14 protein-coding genes are annotated in these 17242 nt (G+C 66.0%); 2 read left to right on the top strand and 12 right to left on the bottom strand.

What is annotated here, in order from left to right; all coding sequences use genetic code 11:
- Positions 1-8 precede the first annotated feature (8 nt).
- The 6 genes from selB to fdnG all read right to left on the bottom strand — a co-directional run bounded on the left by selB (position 9) and on the right by fdnG (position 8993).
- The gene (gene selB, locus API01S_RS18030) at positions 9-1955 is read right to left on the bottom strand and encodes a selenocysteine-specific translation elongation factor (RefSeq protein WP_061305688.1); all 1947 of its coding nucleotides are present in this window, start codon (positions 1953-1955) and stop codon (positions 9-11) included.
- Complete coding sequence (selA, locus tag API01S_RS18025; protein WP_061305686.1) at positions 1952-3379, bottom strand: L-seryl-tRNA(Sec) selenium transferase; 1428 nt, start codon at positions 3377-3379, stop codon at positions 1952-1954. The genes selB and selA overlap by 4 nt, the downstream gene beginning before the upstream one ends.
- Before the next feature lies 1 nt (position 3380).
- The gene (gene fdhE / locus API01S_RS18020; RefSeq protein ID WP_061305684.1) at positions 3381-4313 is read right to left on the bottom strand and encodes a formate dehydrogenase accessory protein FdhE; all 933 of its coding nucleotides are present in this window, start codon (positions 4311-4313) and stop codon (positions 3381-3383) included.
- 76 nt (positions 4314-4389) lie between these two features.
- On the bottom strand, positions 4390-5022 hold the full coding sequence (locus API01S_RS18015) for a formate dehydrogenase subunit gamma (RefSeq protein WP_006217014.1): 633 nt from the start codon (positions 5020-5022) through the stop codon (positions 4390-4392).
- On the bottom strand, positions 5015-5914 hold the full coding sequence (gene fdxH / locus API01S_RS18010) for a formate dehydrogenase subunit beta (RefSeq protein ID WP_006217013.1): 900 nt from the start codon (positions 5912-5914) through the stop codon (positions 5015-5017). The genes API01S_RS18015 and fdxH overlap by 8 nt, the downstream gene beginning before the upstream one ends.
- Before the next feature lie 10 nt (positions 5915-5924).
- Positions 5925-8993, bottom strand: a complete 3069-nt coding sequence (gene fdnG / locus API01S_RS18005; protein ID WP_156487134.1) for a formate dehydrogenase-N subunit alpha — start codon at positions 8991-8993, stop codon at positions 5925-5927.
- A 228-nt stretch (positions 8994-9221) separates the two neighbouring features.
- On the opposite strand from fdnG, the gene API01S_RS17995 reads away from it, so the two are divergent.
- On the top strand, positions 9222-10802 hold the full coding sequence (locus API01S_RS17995; protein WP_254598414.1) for a DUF1254 domain-containing protein: 1581 nt from the start codon (positions 9222-9224) through the stop codon (positions 10800-10802).
- A 79-nt stretch (positions 10803-10881) separates the two neighbouring features.
- The gene (locus API01S_RS17990) at positions 10882-11382 is read left to right on the top strand and encodes an acyl-CoA thioesterase (RefSeq protein WP_006217008.1); all 501 of its coding nucleotides are present in this window, start codon (positions 10882-10884) and stop codon (positions 11380-11382) included.
- 133 nt (positions 11383-11515) lie between these two features.
- On the opposite strand, the gene API01S_RS17985 is transcribed toward API01S_RS17990, so the two are convergent.
- The 6 genes from API01S_RS17985 to API01S_RS17960 form a co-directional block, all read right to left on the bottom strand.
- Positions 11516-12523 (bottom strand): sterol desaturase family protein, encoded by a 1008-nt coding sequence (locus API01S_RS17985; protein ID WP_061305678.1) that lies wholly within the window; start codon positions 12521-12523, stop codon positions 11516-11518.
- A gap of 2 nt (positions 12524-12525) precedes the next feature.
- The gene (locus API01S_RS17980) at positions 12526-13374 is read right to left on the bottom strand and encodes a polysaccharide deacetylase family protein (protein ID WP_156487133.1); all 849 of its coding nucleotides are present in this window, start codon (positions 13372-13374) and stop codon (positions 12526-12528) included.
- Positions 13358-14338: a YVTN family beta-propeller repeat protein gene (locus tag API01S_RS17975; RefSeq protein WP_006217004.1), complete on the bottom strand. Its 981-nt coding sequence runs from the start codon at positions 14336-14338 to the stop codon at positions 13358-13360. Before API01S_RS17975 ends, API01S_RS17980 begins: the two co-directional genes overlap by 17 nt.
- A gap of 173 nt (positions 14339-14511) precedes the next feature.
- A complete protein-coding gene (locus tag API01S_RS17970; protein ID WP_082306148.1) occupies positions 14512-15384 on the bottom strand; it encodes a DUF2950 family protein in 873 nt (290 codons plus the stop codon).
- A 4-nt stretch (positions 15385-15388) separates the two neighbouring features.
- Positions 15389-16867: a DUF3300 domain-containing protein gene (locus API01S_RS17965; RefSeq protein ID WP_061305674.1), complete on the bottom strand. Its 1479-nt coding sequence runs from the start codon at positions 16865-16867 to the stop codon at positions 15389-15391.
- A 117-nt stretch (positions 16868-16984) separates the two neighbouring features.
- A complete protein-coding gene (locus tag API01S_RS17960) occupies positions 16985-17200 on the bottom strand; it encodes a TOBE domain-containing protein (protein WP_046805592.1) in 216 nt (71 codons plus the stop codon).
- Between the last annotated feature and the right edge of the window lie 42 nt (positions 17201-17242).

The raw sequence follows: 17242 nt of genomic DNA, 5'->3' as shown, positions 1-17242 counted from the left end.
GAAGCTGCCTATGATACCGGCTGCGGCGCGTCTTGCGTCGCCGCATAGGCGCTATCGCCACGCAGCACGTGTGTGTCGCGCACGCGCCGCGTGTAGCCCACCCGATCGAAGAATTCCAGGATCTGGATGGCGCGCTTGCGGCCCAGGCCCGTGACGTCACGAAACCTTGCCGCGTTAAGACCCGCGGACTGCCCGGCAAGCTCTGCCGCCATGCCCGCCAGCACCCGCACCTGATCGCGGTGATAGAACAGATCTTTGACGACCTGCGCGACCTCGCCCCGGCGCAGCAGCTTGCGCAGCAATTGCCGGACGCGATCCTCGGGTTCGCGCAGCGTGCGCGCCAGGTCCCGCACCCAAGGCGGATCGAACGCGCCCGCCTCCAGCAACGGCAGCAGTCGGATGGCCAGCGCAGTTTCGGCATCGGCCAGCGTGGACGTGTGCGCAGGCAGATGCAGCCACGGGCCATTACGCAGCACGCGGCCATCACGTTGAAGATCGTCCAGCACGGCCGTCCACAGCGCGTCGGGCCCCACGGGCATCGCCATGCGGCGCAGGCGCGCGCCGTCCGGGCCGGGCTCGTCTGGCGCGCTCAGATGAAACGCCGCCAATGCGGCTTCGACACGCTGACGCAGCGCATCCCAATGCGTGTCCAGGATCAGGGTGCGCGGCGCCTGCGCGTTGCGCGGATGTACCCACAGCGCGCCTTCGGGCGCAGTCATGTCGCGCACCGAGCGGCCGGTCAGGCGCTGCAATGCGCCTTCGTCCAGACCCAGCGGCGCGTGTGCCAGCACCGGAGGCAGGCCGCCTCCATCGAGCATGTCAGACAGCGCTTGCAGGGTCTGCATGCGCACGGCGGCGCGGCGCTTGCGGTCCGGTGCGTTCGGGTCCAGCACGCGGCCGCCGCCAACCGTGCGCGTGGCCTGGGCGTTGCGCACGATGTAGCGGTCGCCCGGCATGGCGCATACCGGTTCGTCGAACACCAGCTGCACCCAGGCGGACTGGCCCGGCGCCAGCGTCTCGACACTGAGCGGCACCACGTGCGCGACGTGGCGCGCAGCGCCCATGTGCACGTGCAGCGGAGCCCAGGCGCGCAAGGGCGCGTCGGCGGAGGGCAGCAGGGACAGCGTCACGTCAAGATGACGCGACGGCAGAAAACAGCGCGCGTCCGCGATCCAGTCGCCGCGCGAGATCGACTGCTTGTCGATGCCCGCCAGATTCAAGGCGCAGCGCTGGCCGGCCGCGCCGGTATCGCTGGGCTGATTCTGCGCATGGATGCTGCGCACGCGCACGCGCGTGCCGGCCGGCATCAAGCGCAGGTCGGCCGCTTCATCGCCCGCGCGCGCCAGCCCGGAATGGGCCGTGCCCGTCACGACGGTGCCATGGCCCGCCAGCGTGAACACCCGGTCCACGGCCAGCCGGAACAGGCCATCGGCATCGCGCCGTTGCAGCGCTTCGGCCTGCTCATGAAGGTAATGCTTGAGTTGCGCCGTGCCGTTGTCCTCGGGCTGCGATGCGCTGACCGTGTACACGGGCGCGCCGGCCAGGAAGGTGCCGGCCGCCAGCTCGGCGATCTGGGCCTGCACGCCGGCCAGCCGTTCGGCGTCGGCGCGGTCGGCCTTGGTCAGCGCCACCGCGCCGCGCGCCACGCCCAGCAAGGTCAGGATGGCCAGATGCTCGCGCGTTTGCGGCATGACGCCGTCATCGGCCGCCACCACCAGCAAGCCGAAGTCGATGCCGCTGGCGCCGGCCGCCATGGTGTGCACCAGCTTCTCGTGGCCGGGCACGTCGATGAAACCCAGCACGTCGCCGTTAGCCAGCGGCGTGTAGGCGTAACCCAGTTCGATGGAGATGCCGCGCGCCTTCTCTTCCTTGAGCCGGTCGGTGTCCACGCCGGTCAGCGCGCGCACCAGCGTCGTCTTGCCGTGGTCGATGTGCCCGGCGGTGCCGATGATCATGCCAGGGGCTCCGCCAGTTGCGCGGCGAAGGCGGCTTCGTCGCCGGCCTCCAGGCAGCGCAGGTCCAGCCAGAGCGCGTCGTCGGCGATGCGGCCGATAACGGGCGTCGGCAGGCCGCGCAGCAGGGTTTCGAGCTTGTCCAGATGCCGGCCGGGACGTCCGCTGCCGGTGTAGCGCAGCGCCAGGCCAAAGCTGGGCAACTGGTCTACCGGCAAGGCGCCGCTGCCGATCTGGCTGAACATGGGCACGGCTTGCACGGCGTAGTTGGCGCCGACCGCATGCGCCAGCACGCCGCGCAGTCGTTCGGCCAACGGCTGGATATCGCGCTGCGGTCGGGTCAACAGGCGCAGCGTGGTCAGGCGCTGGGCCAGGAATTCCGGGGCGCGATACAGATGCAGCACGGGCTCCAGCGCCGCCAGCGTCAGCTTGCCGACGCGCAGCGCGCGCTTGAGCGGATTTTTCTTGATCTTGCGGATCAGGTCGGCGCGGCCAACCAAGAGACCCGCTTGCGGACCACCCAGCAACTTGTCGCCGCTGAAGGTGACCAGGTCTGCGCCGGCGGCGATGGTGTCGCGCACCGTGTCTTCACGGGGCAGGCCGAACTGCGTCAGGTCCACCAGCGTGCCGCTGCCCAGATCGACGGTGGCCGGCAACCCCTGGGCGTGTGCAAGCGCGGCCACGTCGGCCACGCTCACGCTCTTGGTGAAACCGGTCACGGCATAGTTGCTGCAATGCACTTTCATCAGCATCGACGTTCGCGAGCCGATGGCGGTTTCGTAGTCAGCGGCGTGGGTGCGATTGGTGGTGCCCACTTCAATCAGCTTGGCGCCCGCGCGCTTCATGATGTCGGGAATGCGGAATGCCCCGCCGATCTCGACGAGCTCGCCGCGCGACACCACGACCTCGCGCCGATCAGCCAGCGCATTGAGCATCAGCAGCACGGCGGCGGCGTTGTTGTTGACGACGGTGGCGGCTTCCGCGCCCGTCAGTTCGCACAGCAGCTCGTCAATCAGATCGTCGCGGTCGCCGCGCCCGCCCGTGTCCAGGTCGAATTCAAGATTGGCGGGCGACGTCAGCGCCCGCAGCACCGAAGCCACCGCTTCGTCCGGCAGCAGCGCACGGCCCAGGTTGGTGTGCAGCACGGTGCCGGTCAGGTTGTAGACGGCGCGCAAACGGGGCCGCGCGGCCTTGTCCAACGCCGCCCCCACGCGAGCCGCGACGGCCCCCGCGTCAAGCTCTGCCAACATCAGGCCGCCCGCCAGCGCGCGCTCGCGCAAGGCGTCCAGATCACGCCGCAATGCCGCAACGACCTGCGTGCGACCGTGCGTGTCCAGCGCGGCGCGCATTGCCTCGGCGTTCAGCAGACGATCCAGCGGCGGGATGTCCGAAGCGGCCGCCCTGTCTTCCGACACGTGTTCCACCATGCTATTGCTCGTTGCCATGCCACAGCAGCGGGTTGCCGCTGGCACGCGAGTAGCCTGCCTCGCCCACAAGCACGTCCAGCATCAGGCTGGCCAGGTCGTCGGCGACGGGCTCTACGTACAGGTCCTTGTCCTGGTAGAAGATCTTGCGATAGGTGTGGCAGTGATCGCAGGTTTCGGCCTTGATGGCGGGCGAGCGGCCGTCGATGGCCTGGTAGGCGACCGATTCCACATCTTCGCAGTGGGTGCATTTGACGCGTACCATGTGCCACTGGGTGGCGCACAAGCTGCAGCACAGGTAGCGATAGCCTTCGAACTGGCCGCCCACGCGCACGACGCTGGCCACCGGCAGGCTGGCGCAGACGGGGCATACGCCAAAGGGGCTGACGACTGGCAACTGCTTGGCATCGAAACGGCTGGCCAGATCGGTCCAATAGACTTGCAGGGCGGCCATGACGAAGGGCGCGGCGGCGCCGTCCACGCCCTGCTCCTGCTCGGCCAGCAGCGCTTCCGCCAGGTCTTCCAGGGATTCCGGGTCTTCATCGATGGCGCGGCGCAGCGCCGCGCAGACCTCGACGGCTTCGGCCGGCACTTGCGGGGCGCGCGCCACGTCATCCACCAGACGCGCCAGGATGCCGAGCCACATCGGATCACGCGGCCAACCCACGGCCTGCAACGGCGGCATGCCGTGCGCCTGCGCCAACGCAAGCCGGTCTTCGGACACGCCCGGCGCGGCGCAGTCCTGCAAGGCGCGGTGCTGGGCGTCGACCAGCTGCGCCATCAGCAGCAGGTAGTCGGCCACGGGGCTGTCGGACGCCAACTGCCGCAGGCGCGCGGCGCGCGTCGAAAAAATCGAACCGCGCTCAGGCAGGCTGACGCGGGGTATGACGTTGTGGTCCAGCGCTTCGATTTCACCGCGCGGAAGAATTCGCTGCAATTGCGTCTCCAAGAAAACAAACACGGCTGCCAGCCTTCAAAGAAGGATAGCAGCCGTGGGATCAGGATAAAACCGTCTACTTGCGGATCTGTTCGCGGAACCAGGCGCGATGGTGCTTCCACGCCCATCCTGCCGTTACGTAACCGCGCAGCATCGCGGTAAGCGAGCCCTTGACCCAGATCGCGGCGTAGATGTGCACGATGATCGAGCAGATCAGCACCAGCGCGCTGACGGCGTGCACCACCGACGCGGCACGCACCACCCAGATCGGGAAGTAAAACGCGAAGTACTCGCGCCAGATCACGATGCCGCTGGCGAACAGCCCCAGCATGCACAGGATCAGCACATAGAACAGCAGCTTCTGGCCGGCGTTGTACTTGCCGACTTCGGGCAGCTTCTCTTCGCGGTTCTCGACCACGTCGTTCAGTTGCCGCAGCCACTGGCGGTCGGCGCGCGTCATCAGGTTGTGCCGCCACATGTGGCCGGCGAACACGACGAAGCACACGAACATCACCACCCCGATGATGGGGTGCAGGATGCGTGTCCAGGGGCCGCCGCCGAACAGGTTGGTCAGCCAGTACATCGACGGGTGAAACAGCGCCAGCCCGGACAGCGCCAACAGGATGAACGTGAAGGCGATGATCCAGTGGTTGGTGCGTTCGCCCGGCGAATAGCGCTTGATGCGGACGTGACGGCGGTCTTCAGTCATGGCGGATCTCCTCTTCGGCGCGGCGCTCGTCTTCCTCCGACACCTCGTTTCGGCCCACGCGGGCGTAATGGAAGAATCCCGCCAGGGCGGTCAGGGCCATCGCGGCCACACCCAGCGGTTTGGCCAGGCCCTTCCACAACGACACCATGGGGCTGATGTGTGGATCCTTGGGCAGGCCGTGGTACAGCCCAGGCTGGTCGGCATGGTGCAGCACGTACATGACGTGGGTGCCGCCCACGCCTTGCGGGTCATACAGACCGGCCTGGTCGAAACCGCGCGACTTCAAGTCCACGATCCGTTCCTCGGCATGCTGCTTCATGTCTTCCTTGGTGCCGAAGACGATGGCGCCGGTAGGACAGGCTTTCACGCAGGCCGGCTCCTGGCCGACGGCCACGCGGTCGGAACACAAGGTGCACTTGTACGCCTTGTGGTCCTTCTTGGAAATGCGCGGCACGTTGAACGGGCAGCCGGTGATGCAGTAACCGCAGCCAATACAGCTTTCTTCGTGGAAGTCCACGATGCCGTTGTTGTATTGGATGATGGCGCCCGGCGAGGGACAGGCTTTCAGGCAGCCCGGGTCCTCGCAGTGCATGCAGCCGTCTTTGCGGATCAGCCATTCAAGATCGCCTGCGGGGTTCTCGTATTCCGAGAAGCGCATGACGGTCCAGGAATGCTCGGTCAGGTCGGCCGGGTTGTCGTAGACGCCCACGTTGGTGCCGATCTCGTCGCGCAGATCGTTCCATTCCATACAGGCGCTTTGGCAAGCCTTGCACCCGATGCATTTGGAGACGTCGATCAGCTTGGCCACGGAACCCGTGATGGGCTCGCGGATGCCGGGCGGCGGCGTGGTCGTGGCGGAGCGCCGCTTGATGTCTAGGGATTGCATGGACATGTCGGTTCTCCTAAGCCTTCTCGACCTTGACCAGGAACGACTTGAATTCCGGTGTCTGGGAATTGCCGTCGCCCACGAATGGCGTCAGGGTGTTGGTGAGGAAGCCGGGTTTGGCCAGACCCACGAAGCCCCAATGGATGGGAATGCCCACGTGATGCACCGTCTTGCCCTCGATGGTCAGCGCACGCAGGCGCTTGGTGACCAGCGCGACCGCCTTGATGTAGCCACGGTTGGACGACACCTTCACGCGCGAACCATTGGCGATGCCCAATTCCTTGGCCAGCGCTTCGCCGATCTCGACGAATTGCTCCGGCTGGAGAATCGCGTTGATGCGGACGTTCTTGGTCCAGTAGTGGAAGTGCTCGGTCAGGCGATAGGTGGTGGCCACGTAGGGGAACTTGTCCACCGTGCCCATCGCGGCCAGGTCGTCCTTGAAGACGCGCGCGGCCGGATTGCTGGTCACGCCCTTGGCCTTCGGGTACAGCGGGTTGTAGCCCAGCGGCGTTTCGAAGGGTTCGTAGTGTTCCGGGAACGGCCCTTCGGCCATTCCCGCCCGCGCGAAGAAGCGCGCCACACCTTCCGGGTTCATGATGAACGGACCCATGCCGCCGTCAGGATTTTCATCGCCCTTGAAGTCGGGGATGTCCGCGCCGGCCCAGATCTTGCCGTTCCAGCTGATGAGCTTGCGGCGCGGGTCGAAGGGCTGGCCTGCGACGTCGCACGAGGCGCGGTTGTACAGGATGCGGCGATTGGCCGGCCACGCCCAGGCCCAGTTCAGGGTCTGGCCGATGCCGGTGGGATCGCTGTTGTCGCGCCGCGCCATCAGGTTGCCGCCGGGGCCCCAGGCGCCAGCGAAAATCCAGCAGCCGCTGGCCGTGGAGCCGTCGTCGCGCAGTTCGGCAAAGCCCGCCAACTGCTCGCCGCCCTTGCGCGTGACCTTGGTGGGGTCCTTGGGGTCGACGAGGTCGACCAGCGCGCGCCCGGAATACTCCTTGGCCAGTTCTTCAGCCGTGGGGTTTTCCGGGTTCGAATACGGCCAGGACAGGTTGACGATGGGGTCCGGATACTTGCCGCCTTCTTCCCGGTACAGCTTGCGCAGGCGCGTGAAGATCAGCGACATGATTTCGATGTCGCTCTTGGCTTCGCCCGGAGGCTCGGCGCCCTTCCAGTGCCATTGCAGCCAGCGCCCGGAGTTCACCAGCGCGCCGTCTTCCTCAGCGAAGCAGGTGGTGGGCAGGCGGAAGACTTCCGTCATGATCTTTGACGGGTCCACGTCGTTGGCCTCGCCCGCGTTGCGCCAGAATTCCGACGTCTCGGTGACGAGCGGGTCCATGATGACCAGGTACTTCAACTTGGCGAAGCCGTCGTTCAGCTTGGCCTTGTTGGGCGCGGCCGCCAGCGGGTTGAAGCCCTGCGCGATATAGCCGTTCATCTTGCCCTGGACCATCAGCTCGTAGACCTGAAGCATGTCGTACAGCTTGTCCAGCTTGGGCAGGTAGTCGAACGCCCAATTGTTTTCCGCCGTGGCCGCCTTGCCCCACCAGGCCTTCATCAGGCTGACGTGGAACTTGTTGTAGTTCTGCCAGTAACTGAGCTGGTTGGGGCGCAAGGGCTTGAGCGTACGGGTCTCGATGTACTTGGCGTAGTCCTGCTCGGGTTCGTTGGGCAGCGTCATGTAGCCCGGCAGCAGGTTCGACATCAGGCCCAGATCGGTCAGGCCCTGGATGTTCGAGTGCCCGCGCAGCGCGTTCATGCCGCCGCCGGCGATGCCGATGTTGCCCAGCAGCAGCTGCACCATCGCGCCCGTGCGGATGATTTGCGAACCGATGGAGTGCTGCGTCCAGCCCAGCGCGTACAGGATCGTGCATGCGCGGTTGGGACTGGCGGTGGAAGCGAGCATTTCGCACACTTTCAGGAACTTGTCCTTGGGCGTGCCGCATACGCGCTCGACCATTTCTTCGGTGTAGCGCGAATAGTGCTTCTTCATCAGCTGGTAGACGGTGCGCGGATGCGCCAGCGTCGGGTCCGTCTTGACGAAGCCATCCTCGCCGCGCTCGTAGTCCCAGCTTGCCTTGTCGTAGGTGCGCTTGTCGGCGTTGTAGCCCGAATACAAGCCCGCCTCGAACGTGAAGTCTTCACGAACGATGAAGGAAAAATCGGTGTAGTTGCGCACGTACTCGTGCTGGATCTTGTCTTGATCCAACAGGTACTTGATGACGCCACCCAGGAAGATGATGTCGGTGCCGGTGCGTATGGGCGCGTAGAAATCCGCCACGGATGCCGAGCGCGTAAAGCGCGGATCCACAACGATCAGCTTCGCCTTATTGTGGGCCTTTGCTTCCGTGACCCATTTGAACCCGCACGGGTGGGCCTCGGCGGCATTGCCACCCATGATCAGCACTACGTCCGCGTTCTTGATGTCGACCCAATGGTTCGTCATCGCTCCACGGCCAAACGTCGGGGCAAGACCTGCCACCGTCGGGCCGTGTCAGACACGTGCTTGGTTATCGAACGCCAACATCCCCATGCTGCGCACGGTCTTGTGCGTAACGTAGCCGACCTCGTTGCTGCTTGCCGAGGCGGCCAGCATGCCGGTGGTCAGCCACCGGTTGACTGTCTTGCCGTCCGCGGTCTTCTCGACGAAGTTCGCATCGCGGTCGGCTTTCATGAGTTTGGTGATGCGGGTCAGCGCGTTGTCCCACGACATCCGCACCCATTTGTCCGTCCCGGGCGCCCGGTATTCCGGGTACTTCAGGCGGTTGGGGCTGTGGATGAAGTCGATCAGACCTGCGCCCTTCGGACAGAGCGTGCCGCGGTTGACGGGGTGATCAGGGTCGCCTTCGATATGCATGATGCTGGCGCGCGCATTCTTGGCGCCGTCGCCCAGACCGTACATCAGCAAACCACAGGCGACCGAACAGTAGGGACAGGTGTTGCGCGTTTCAGTCATGCGCGCAAGTTTGTACTGGCGCACTTCTGCCATGGCCGTGCCGGGGGCTACCCCAAGCAATGCCAGGCTCGAGCCTGCCAGGGTGGCACCTGTCACCTTGAAGAACTGGCGGCGATTCATGTTGACCATGAAGCACTCCTCTCCGGGTGAATGACGAAAGCCGGTGGCTTGCCCGAGAAGGAGAAGCCCTACAACTTCCAAGGATATTTCAATAAGTATATTCCCAAGACGAAGCCGCGCGCCATGGCGCAATGCGCCGCAGGCGCCGATTTGGCCGCAAAATGGAAGTTGTTCGCAGATTTTGCAGGACCTGTCGGCTGCTACAGTCCCGCTTCACGCCAGACCGTTGGAATGCCGATGCGCCGCTTTGCCCCCTTGGCCCTGTCTCTTGCCTGCCTTGCCACGCTGCCTGTTTCGCCTGTGATGGCCGCGCCCGCGTCCGTCCGGCTGACGCCCGCCGCCGCCGCCACCGAGGCGGCCCATCAAGCGGCCATGGAGGGCTATCTGTACTTTTATCCCTTGCTGACGATGGACCTGACACGGCGGCAGTTCACGCATCCGTCGCAGGGTACGCACGGCGCGGCGGCGAACGCGTTCCTGCACGGCCGCACGCTGCCCCGGCCCGGCGCGGCCTCGCCCTGGGCCAATCCCGACATGCTGCGCAGCACCGCCTGGGTCGATCTGACCGCCGGCCCCGTCGTGCTGTCGGCGCCGGACACCCAAAGCCGGCTGTATACCCTGACGCTCCTGGACATGTGGACGGACGCGTTCGCCGTGCTGGGCAAGCGCACCACGGGCACCGGCAAGTCCAACACCGTGATCGTGCCGCCCGGCTGGACCGGCACGCTGCCCTCGGGCATGGCTCGCATCGATGCCCCAACCGCGCACGTCTGGGCCAGGCTGCTGATCCAGACGGACGGGCCGACCGATTACGCAGCGGTCAACACGATGCAGGACGGCTATGCGCTGACGCCGCTATCGCAATGGAATCTGCCCGCGCAGTCGCAGCGCGTGAAGTCCGACCCGAATCTGGACCTGAAGATCTCCGTGCGCGAGCAGGTGGAATCGATGCCGACCGATGCGTTCTTCGCCTACGCCGCCGAGCTGCTGCGCAAGAACCCGCCGCACGCCACCGATCAGCCCGTGCTGGCCCGACTGCGCCAAGTGGGACTGATCCCCGGCAGGCCATTTGATTTCGACAAACTCGACCACCCCGCCAAGCAGGGCATGCGCCGGGGCCTGCGCGCCGCGCGCGAGCGCATGCAGGCGGCGGCGGGCACAACGCTGCGCAGCCTGAACGGGTGGCAACAGGAAACGGCGCAGGTGGGCGTCTATGGCAACGCCTACCTGCGCCGTGCGCTGGCCGCCCAGGCGCAGCCCGGCTCCGGCCTGCCAGAAGACCTGGCGGTGCTGCTGCTCGCGGCCGACAGCCAGGGCAGGCCGATCGAGGGCGCGCATCGCTACCTGATGCATTTCGAGAGCGGGCAATTGCCGCCCGCCGGCGCGCTGTGGTCGTTGGCCGCCTACGATAGCCAGGGCATGCCTGGCGCCAACGTGCTTGATCGCCACGCCCTGAGCGACCGCCAGCCGCTGCGCTACAACGCCGATGGCTCGCTGGATCTGCATTTCAGCCAGACGCCCGTTCCGCCCGAAGACCAGGCCAACTGGCTACCGCTGCCGCCTGCTGGCGCGGTCACGCTGTTGCTGCGCGTGTATGACCCGCAACCTGCCTTGCTGGACGGTTTGTGGATGCCGCCGCCCCTGCTGCGCGACGACCCGCAGCCGCAGGCGGAGGCCGCGCCTGCGGACAGCGAGCCGACCATGCCTGCGCCAACGGAAACGCCGCCCGCCGCGTCGTCGGCGCCCGCGCCCCAGGCCACGACGCCGGCAACAAAGGGCCCCAGCCAGACGGCCGCCACGCCCACGAAGAAACCCTAGATCGCGCAGGATGACGGCTCGGTGACAGGCGGCTGCCGCTACCATAGGCGTTTTATTTTTTGATTGATGAGCGCCCGCCATGGACGACGCCTTTAGCCACCAATTGTCGATGACCATCCTGATGACGCCGGACATGGCGAATTTTTCAGGAAACGTACACGGCGGAACGATCTTGAAGTACCTGGACCAGGTGGCCTACGCCTGTGCCAGCCGCTACGCGGGCCAATATGTGGTCACGCTCTCGGTGGATCAGGTCGTGTTCCGCGAGCCCATCCACGTGGGCGAACTGGTGACTTTCCTGGCGGCGGTGAACTTCACCGGCCGCACGTCGATGGAAATCGGCATCAAGGTCGTGACCGAAGACATCCGCAAAAAGCTGGTGCGCCACACCAACAGCTGTTACTTCACGATGGTGGCCGTGGACGACCAGGGCGCGCCCACCGCCGTGCCCCCGCTGGCGCCGCGCAATCTGGAAGAGAAGCAACGCTTCGAAGCCGCGCGCCTGCGCCGCGAACTGCGCCAGGAAATGGAACGCCGCCACGACGAGATCAAGCGCGAAACCACGCACGACGCGGCATAACGCAGGGTGTCAATCCACCTGCGTCATCGCTCGGTGCCGGGGTCGCTTACCGCGCACACCCAGGCCTGAGCAGTGCCGCAAAGCACACGGGGCGACACCCAATGGCGCCGCCCCGTGTGAAAAGACCGTGCAATCAAGCCCGCTCTGCCGCGCCCGGAGGTGGTGGCGGCGCGGACGCTGGCTCGCGGTCGCGCCCCACCATGCGTTTCAAGCCCAGCCATTGCTGCGACCAGAATCCGCGGCCGTAGTCGCGTCCCCCCAGCTGCGCCTGCTGGTCGTGAATGCCCGTGGGACCGTAGCCCACGCCGAAGCGCGCGGTGCGAAACAGCACGTCCCAGATGGGGAAAAGCGCGGCGAAGTTATAGCCGCCAACCGGGCCGGGCGTGGATGCGTCGTAGGCGATGGAATGGTGGTGCCGGTGAAAGCGCGGGCTGACCAGCAGGCGTTCGCCCAGCGCGCCGAAGTGCATGCGCAGATTGGCGTGCGAGAAGCTTTGCGCCAATTGCGTGATGGCCACAATCGCCACGAACTGCGCCGGGGGCACGCCCACCAGTTGCGACACGAAAACGACCAGCACGTCGCGCAGCATGTCGTCCAGCAGATGGTTGCGGTCATCGCTCCACATCGTCATCTGACGCTGGCTGTGATGCACGGCATGCAACGCCCAGAGCCAGCCGAAGCGGTGCTGCGCGCGATGGTAGAAATAATCGACCGCGTCGAACAGCAGCAGATAGATGATCAGGCTGACCCAGGCTTTGTCGGTCACGCCCGGCCAGTACTGGTCAAGCTGGAACGGCGCGAAGCCCCACACGTGCAGCTGGCCGAACACGCTGTCCCAGAAGGGTTCGATCGTGAAGAACAACGCCAGGCGAAACACGCCCAGCCGGTGGATCAGTGTGTACAGCACGTCGATGCCGATCTGGCGGCGGTCGGTGACGGGCTCAACGGGACGCAGGCGTTGCAGCGGGCCGAACACCAGGACCAGCACGGCGATCTGCACCAGCCCGACGAGCAGCCACATGGTGGCGTCGTACCCGTCTTCGATGAAATTGCTCATCCCCAGATGAAACAGCGCGGGCTGGATCAGCGTTTCGAAGAGCCATTGCTGGCACGCTCCGAAGAATTGACTAAGCGTATCCATGATCAGTGATGCAAGGCGATCCAGTCGCGATAGGCCGGATGGTTGTCCAAGGTAGCGAAACAATAGCCCTTCTGCTGCAAGCCCACAATCAAGGGCTCAAGCACGGCGGGCGCCCAGGGGTCCTGGCGCGACCAGATGCCCAGGTGGGCCAGCAGGATGTCGCCGGGCTTGATCGTGCGCAGCGCCTGGTCCAGCAGCTTGGCGTTGGGGAATTTGTCGCTGGGCAGTTCATCGCCCAGGAAACCGGCGGGCGACCAGCCTACGTGCTCGTAACCGCAAGCCTTGGCGGCCTTGAGCAGGGCGGGCGAGGTCTTGCCGCCCGGCGCGCGGTACAGCGGCAGCATCTTCGCGCCCGTCATCTGCTGAAAGCGCGTGGCGGAACGCTTGATCTCGGCGCAATACTGTTCGGCGGTCCAGTCGGCGCGCTTGCCCGTGTCGGGCCCCGCGCTGGGCTTGACGCGGAATTTGCCGTCCGGCAGATCGCCCTGCCAATAGACATGGTCATAGGTATGCGAGCCGAAGGCATGGCCTTCGGCGACGCGCGCCTTCCACCAGGGCGCCCACACGTCGTCCAGGCTTGAGCCGTCCGTCTTCGTGCGTTCGTTGGCCAGGAAGAACGTGACCTTCACGTGATGGCGCTGCAAGACGTCCGCGATCAGGGGCGCAACACCCATGTGCCCCGTATCGAACGTCAGGTAGACGGGCTTGTCGCAGGTGACCGGCGCGGCGGCGTTCGCCTTCGGCAGGGCGAACACCAGCGCGGTGGCGATCACGCCCGCAAACGTGGGGCGTCGCCATGCGGATGGCCGACGAGCGGCCATGGCGGGCAAGCTCTTACCGGGTTGGCGCATGGTTCAGCGTCCAGACGCCGTGCGGCGACTTGCCCACCGGCACCTGGTTGACGACCTTCTTCTGCACCAGGTCCACCACGGTCAGCTTGCGCGCCCAGCGCGACGTGACCAGCAGCGTCTTGCCATCGGCCAGCACGTCCATGCAATCCGGGCCGCCCGGCACCGCGAAGGTGTCAGTGACGGTCAGCGTCTGCATGTCGATGCGGCTGATGGAATTGGCGGTGCGATTGCTGACGAACAGGTGGCGCTTGTCGCCCTGGGCGCGGAAGGCGTGCGCGCCCGCGGCGGTGGGAATGCGCTTGATGAGCTTGGCCGGACCGTTGCTGACGTCGTAGGCTTCCACGAAGGAATCGCCGGTCAACGCCACCAGCAGCGTCTTCTGGTCGGGCGTCAGGAACACGTCGGCCGGCGTCTTGCCCACCGAAACCGTCCACTTCGGCGTCTGCGTGGCCAGGTCGATGGAGATCAGTTGATCACTGTCCTGCAAGGTGACATAGGCCGTGGTGCTGGCCTTGTCGATCATGATGTGGCTGGGCGTCTTGCCCGCCTGCACGCGCTTGACCAGCTTCAGCTCGGCGCCCTTGTTCTGCGGCTGCCAGGCGTAGATGTCGATATGGTCCAGCCGGTTGGCGGCGGTGACGAACCACTTCATGTCCGGCGAAAACTGCAACTGGTAGGGATCAACGATGTCGGTCAGGGTGCGCTGCACCTCGCCCGTCTTCGGATCCATCATGGTGATCGTGTTGCCCGTGGCGTTGGCCACCATCAGGGACTTTTCGTCGGGGGTCAGGTACAGGTGGTGCGGCTCCTTGCCCGTAGGCACGCGGCGCAGTTCCTTGTAGGACACCGGATCGACGATGCTGACATTGGCGTCCAGGGAATTCAGGACGAAGATCGGGGCGGATGCCGCCGCTGCGCTAAGCGCCATCCCTACGCCGGCCAGGGCGTAGCGGACAAAATGCAAGGGGTTCAATTTCAAGGTCCGGCAAAAGAGGATCGGGCACCGATCCCAGTGCCCGTCATTTTAGGCACAGCCACCTTTCAATAGGGCAACAAGCGGGGCTTTGGCGGCATTCGCTTGCGCCTGTTGCGACTTGGCAACAACCCCGCCCTGGCTGACCCCAAAATGCCGGAAAGTCATTTGGCGCCAACGGGTTGCGCGTCGGCATCCACCCACGCGCCGGCGCTGATATCGCGTTCGCGCAAAGCCTGGGCGCGGCGCGCGGACGCGGGCCCCAGGTCGGACTCCAGCACGCCCCCTTGCGGACCGATCACAAAGGTTCCGATGCCGGTCTGTCCGTAACGCGCCGGCCACGCCACGATGCGGTAGGCGCTGTCGTGCTCGCCCGGCAGGATCTTGTAGCGATAACCAAAATACGCGTCCTGCTCCGGCACCTCCGGGCCCATCGCCAACGCGTCGGGGCCGAAAGCCTGGGGCGGCGCGCCGGGCACCTCGGGCCAGTACAGGCCATCCATGGCGCCCGGGCGGCTGACCAGGCGGCTGGCGTAACGGCCTTGGCCGACGCCGTCCTTGTAGCGGGTTTGAGCGGCTTGCAGCTGTTGCAGCGTGTCGATGGCGGCCAACTCGTTGCGGCCGATGGCGCGCCGCGTGAGTTCTGCCTTGCCCGCCACCGGGTCGAAACGCCAGCCCTTGCCCGAGCTGACGATGGGCACGGGCATGGTCCAGCCGGAATCGCCCACCGCCAGCCAGGAACGGCCGCCGTCGGCAATGACCTCGTGCTTTTTCGACCACGCCGCCAGGAAGCGATAGATATCCTGTTGCGGCACGCCGCCCGGCACCAATTGCTTGTGGTTGGGACCCAGCACCTTGGCCATGGCCGCCGGGTCGCTGGTAGCCAGCGCGTCGGTGAACGCGTCCGCCGCGGCCTGCGCCGTCGGATACAGGCTTTGCGCCGCCACGGGCGTGGCCAGAACCAGCGCCAGCACCGCCACGGCGTTGGCCGCGCGCGCACGAACCCAGGCATTCGTCATGAAAGTTCCTTTGTCCATGGTGCTATCTCCGGCCGCCGAAATGGCCACCGCCGCCACCACCGCCCGCGCGTCCGCCGCCGCCGCTGCTGCGATGGCCGCCGCCGGCGCTAGCTCCACGATTCATATCGCTGCGGTGGCTTTGCTGGCGCATGCGGTCGCCGTTGCCGGCATCGCTCAATGCGTTGCTGCTGTTGGACGCCCGGGCGCGATCGCGCGCGGCCGTCTCGTCAGCACGCTGGCGTTGCGCGGCGGCCTGCCGGTCGTTCGTGGAGACGCTGCTGGACGAGCGCGGCCCGGAGGAACCGCTATGCGCGCCCGCGCCCCCGGCGTTCTGCGCGCGATTGGTCGCACCTTCACCGCCTCGATTGGCCGCAGCTTGCCCGCTTCGGTTCGCCGCGCCTTCACCGCCCCGATTGGAAGCGCCTTGTCCGCCTCGATTGGCGCCGCCCTGGCCGCGCGCGCCACCCGCGTCGTTATGGCCGGCGATGGGCTGCCCGGTCCGCCCCTCGAATGATTGTGCCGCCCGGTCTCGCGCGGCGTCGCGCGAATTTCCCGCGGCGGCCGCGCCGCCCGCTCGCGCGCCCTGGCCCTGGCCTTGGCCGGCGCGCGGCTGCCCCGACTGCCGGTTCTGCAAACCCGCCTGCCGCTGGCTGTCGAAGCGCTGGCGGCTGGCCGAATCGGCATACGGCGCGTTGCCACGATTCTGGGGATTGTGCTGCCACGACACGTTGTTGTTGCGCGCGTTGTCGATGCGCTGGTTCACATTGACGTTGTTGTAGCGGTTCACGTCGATATCGACATCGCCGTGTCCCCAGTCGAACCCGCCCCACATGGAATTGACCGCCGCCACGCCCAGGCCGAATCCGATGCCCGACACCAGCGCCGTCCCGAAGACGGAGCCGGGTGACGGGGGGTAGTAGTACGGCGGGTAGGAGGGATAGGCCCAGGCCCCGTACACCACGCTGGGGTTGTAGCTGGGCACGTAGACCACCTGGGGATCGGCCGGCTGGATCACCACCACGGTCTTTTCGTTGGTGGTGCTGGAGGTGACCGTCTGCTGCGGCGTGCTTTTCAGGTTGCCGGCCTTTTGCGCCTGCACGCGCAGGCGCTGCACGGAATCCATCACCGCATCGGGCTGCGCCAGGAAAGCGTCGCCCACGGATTTCACCCATTCAGGCTGGCGGCCCATCATGTCCATCACGGACGGAAACGCCACCAATGATTTGACGCTGGGGTCCCAGGGCTCGGCCTCGACCGCCTTGACCGCCTGGTCACCTGACTCAGAGGTATGGGCCGCCGACCATTTGGCCGCCGCAGCCACATCGTCGGGGTAGGTCGACCCCATGAGAATCTGCGACAGCAAGGAATCAGGGTACAGCGCCACCGGCGCCATCAGCTGATCCAACTGCCCCTTGTCCAGCTGCGTCTGCGCCGCCACCGGCAGGCAGACCGCCAGCCCCAGGCACAACCAGCCGATGAACCACGCTTGCAGTCGACGCATGAACCGTTCTCCGAGAGGCAAAGCATGAAGCTGAAAGCCACGAGGGAACTGCCGTATAACGCGAAGACAATATATGCCTATCGACGGAGCAAGGGAATATTTTTCCGCGCGCCCGGTTCACAGCTTGGCGACGGACACCTCGGTCGCCTTGACGAACGCCAGCACCTCGGTGCCCACCTGCAGGTCCAGCTCCTTGACCGAGCGCGTCGTGATCACCGACGTCACGATGCCGGCTGGCGTGTCGACGTCCACCTCGGAGACGACCGGCCCAAGAATGATCTCTTTGATCTTGCCGCGAAACTGGTTGCGGGCGTTGATGGATTGAATGGTCATGGCGGGTTCCGGCTTGAAGGGGGACAGGCATTCTTTCATCCG

It is taken from the genome of Achromobacter piechaudii NBRC 102461 (assembly GCF_001571245.1).
Lineage (GTDB): Bacteria > Pseudomonadota > Gammaproteobacteria > Burkholderiales > Burkholderiaceae_B > Achromobacter > Achromobacter piechaudii.
The sequence above is the reverse complement of the archived record's forward strand: the minus strand, read 5'-3'. Positions and strand labels throughout refer to the sequence as shown.

Bases quoted from the DNA above. Each gene is read 5' to 3' on its own strand.
- API01S_RS17990 (WP_006217008.1), top strand. From the start codon at position 10,882: ATGGACGACGCCTTTAGCCACCAATTGTCGATGACCATCCTGATGACG.
- API01S_RS17970 (WP_082306148.1), bottom strand. From the start codon at position 15,384: ATGGACAAAGGAACTTTCATGACGAATGCCTGGGTTCGTGCGCGCGCG.
- selA (WP_061305686.1), bottom strand. From the start codon at position 3,379: ATGGTGGAACACGTGTCGGAAGACAGGGCGGCCGCTTCGGACATCCCG.
- fdxH (WP_006217013.1), bottom strand. From the start codon at position 5,914: ATGTCCATGCAATCCCTAGACATCAAGCGGCGCTCCGCCACGACCACG.
- selB (WP_061305688.1), bottom strand. From the start codon at position 1,955: ATGATCATCGGCACCGCCGGGCACATCGACCACGGCAAGACGACGCTG.
- API01S_RS17980 (WP_156487133.1), bottom strand. From the start codon at position 13,374: ATGCGCCAACCCGGTAAGAGCTTGCCCGCCATGGCCGCTCGTCGGCCA.
- API01S_RS17960 (WP_046805592.1), bottom strand. From the start codon at position 17,200: ATGACCATTCAATCCATCAACGCCCGCAACCAGTTTCGCGGCAAGATC.
- API01S_RS17995 (WP_254598414.1), top strand. From the start codon at position 9,222: ATGCGCCGCTTTGCCCCCTTGGCCCTGTCTCTTGCCTGCCTTGCCACG.
- API01S_RS17965 (WP_061305674.1), bottom strand. From the start codon at position 16,867: ATGCGTCGACTGCAAGCGTGGTTCATCGGCTGGTTGTGCCTGGGGCTG.
- API01S_RS17985 (WP_061305678.1), bottom strand. From the start codon at position 12,523: ATGGATACGCTTAGTCAATTCTTCGGAGCGTGCCAGCAATGGCTCTTC.
- API01S_RS18015 (WP_006217014.1), bottom strand. From the start codon at position 5,022: ATGACTGAAGACCGCCGTCACGTCCGCATCAAGCGCTATTCGCCGGGC.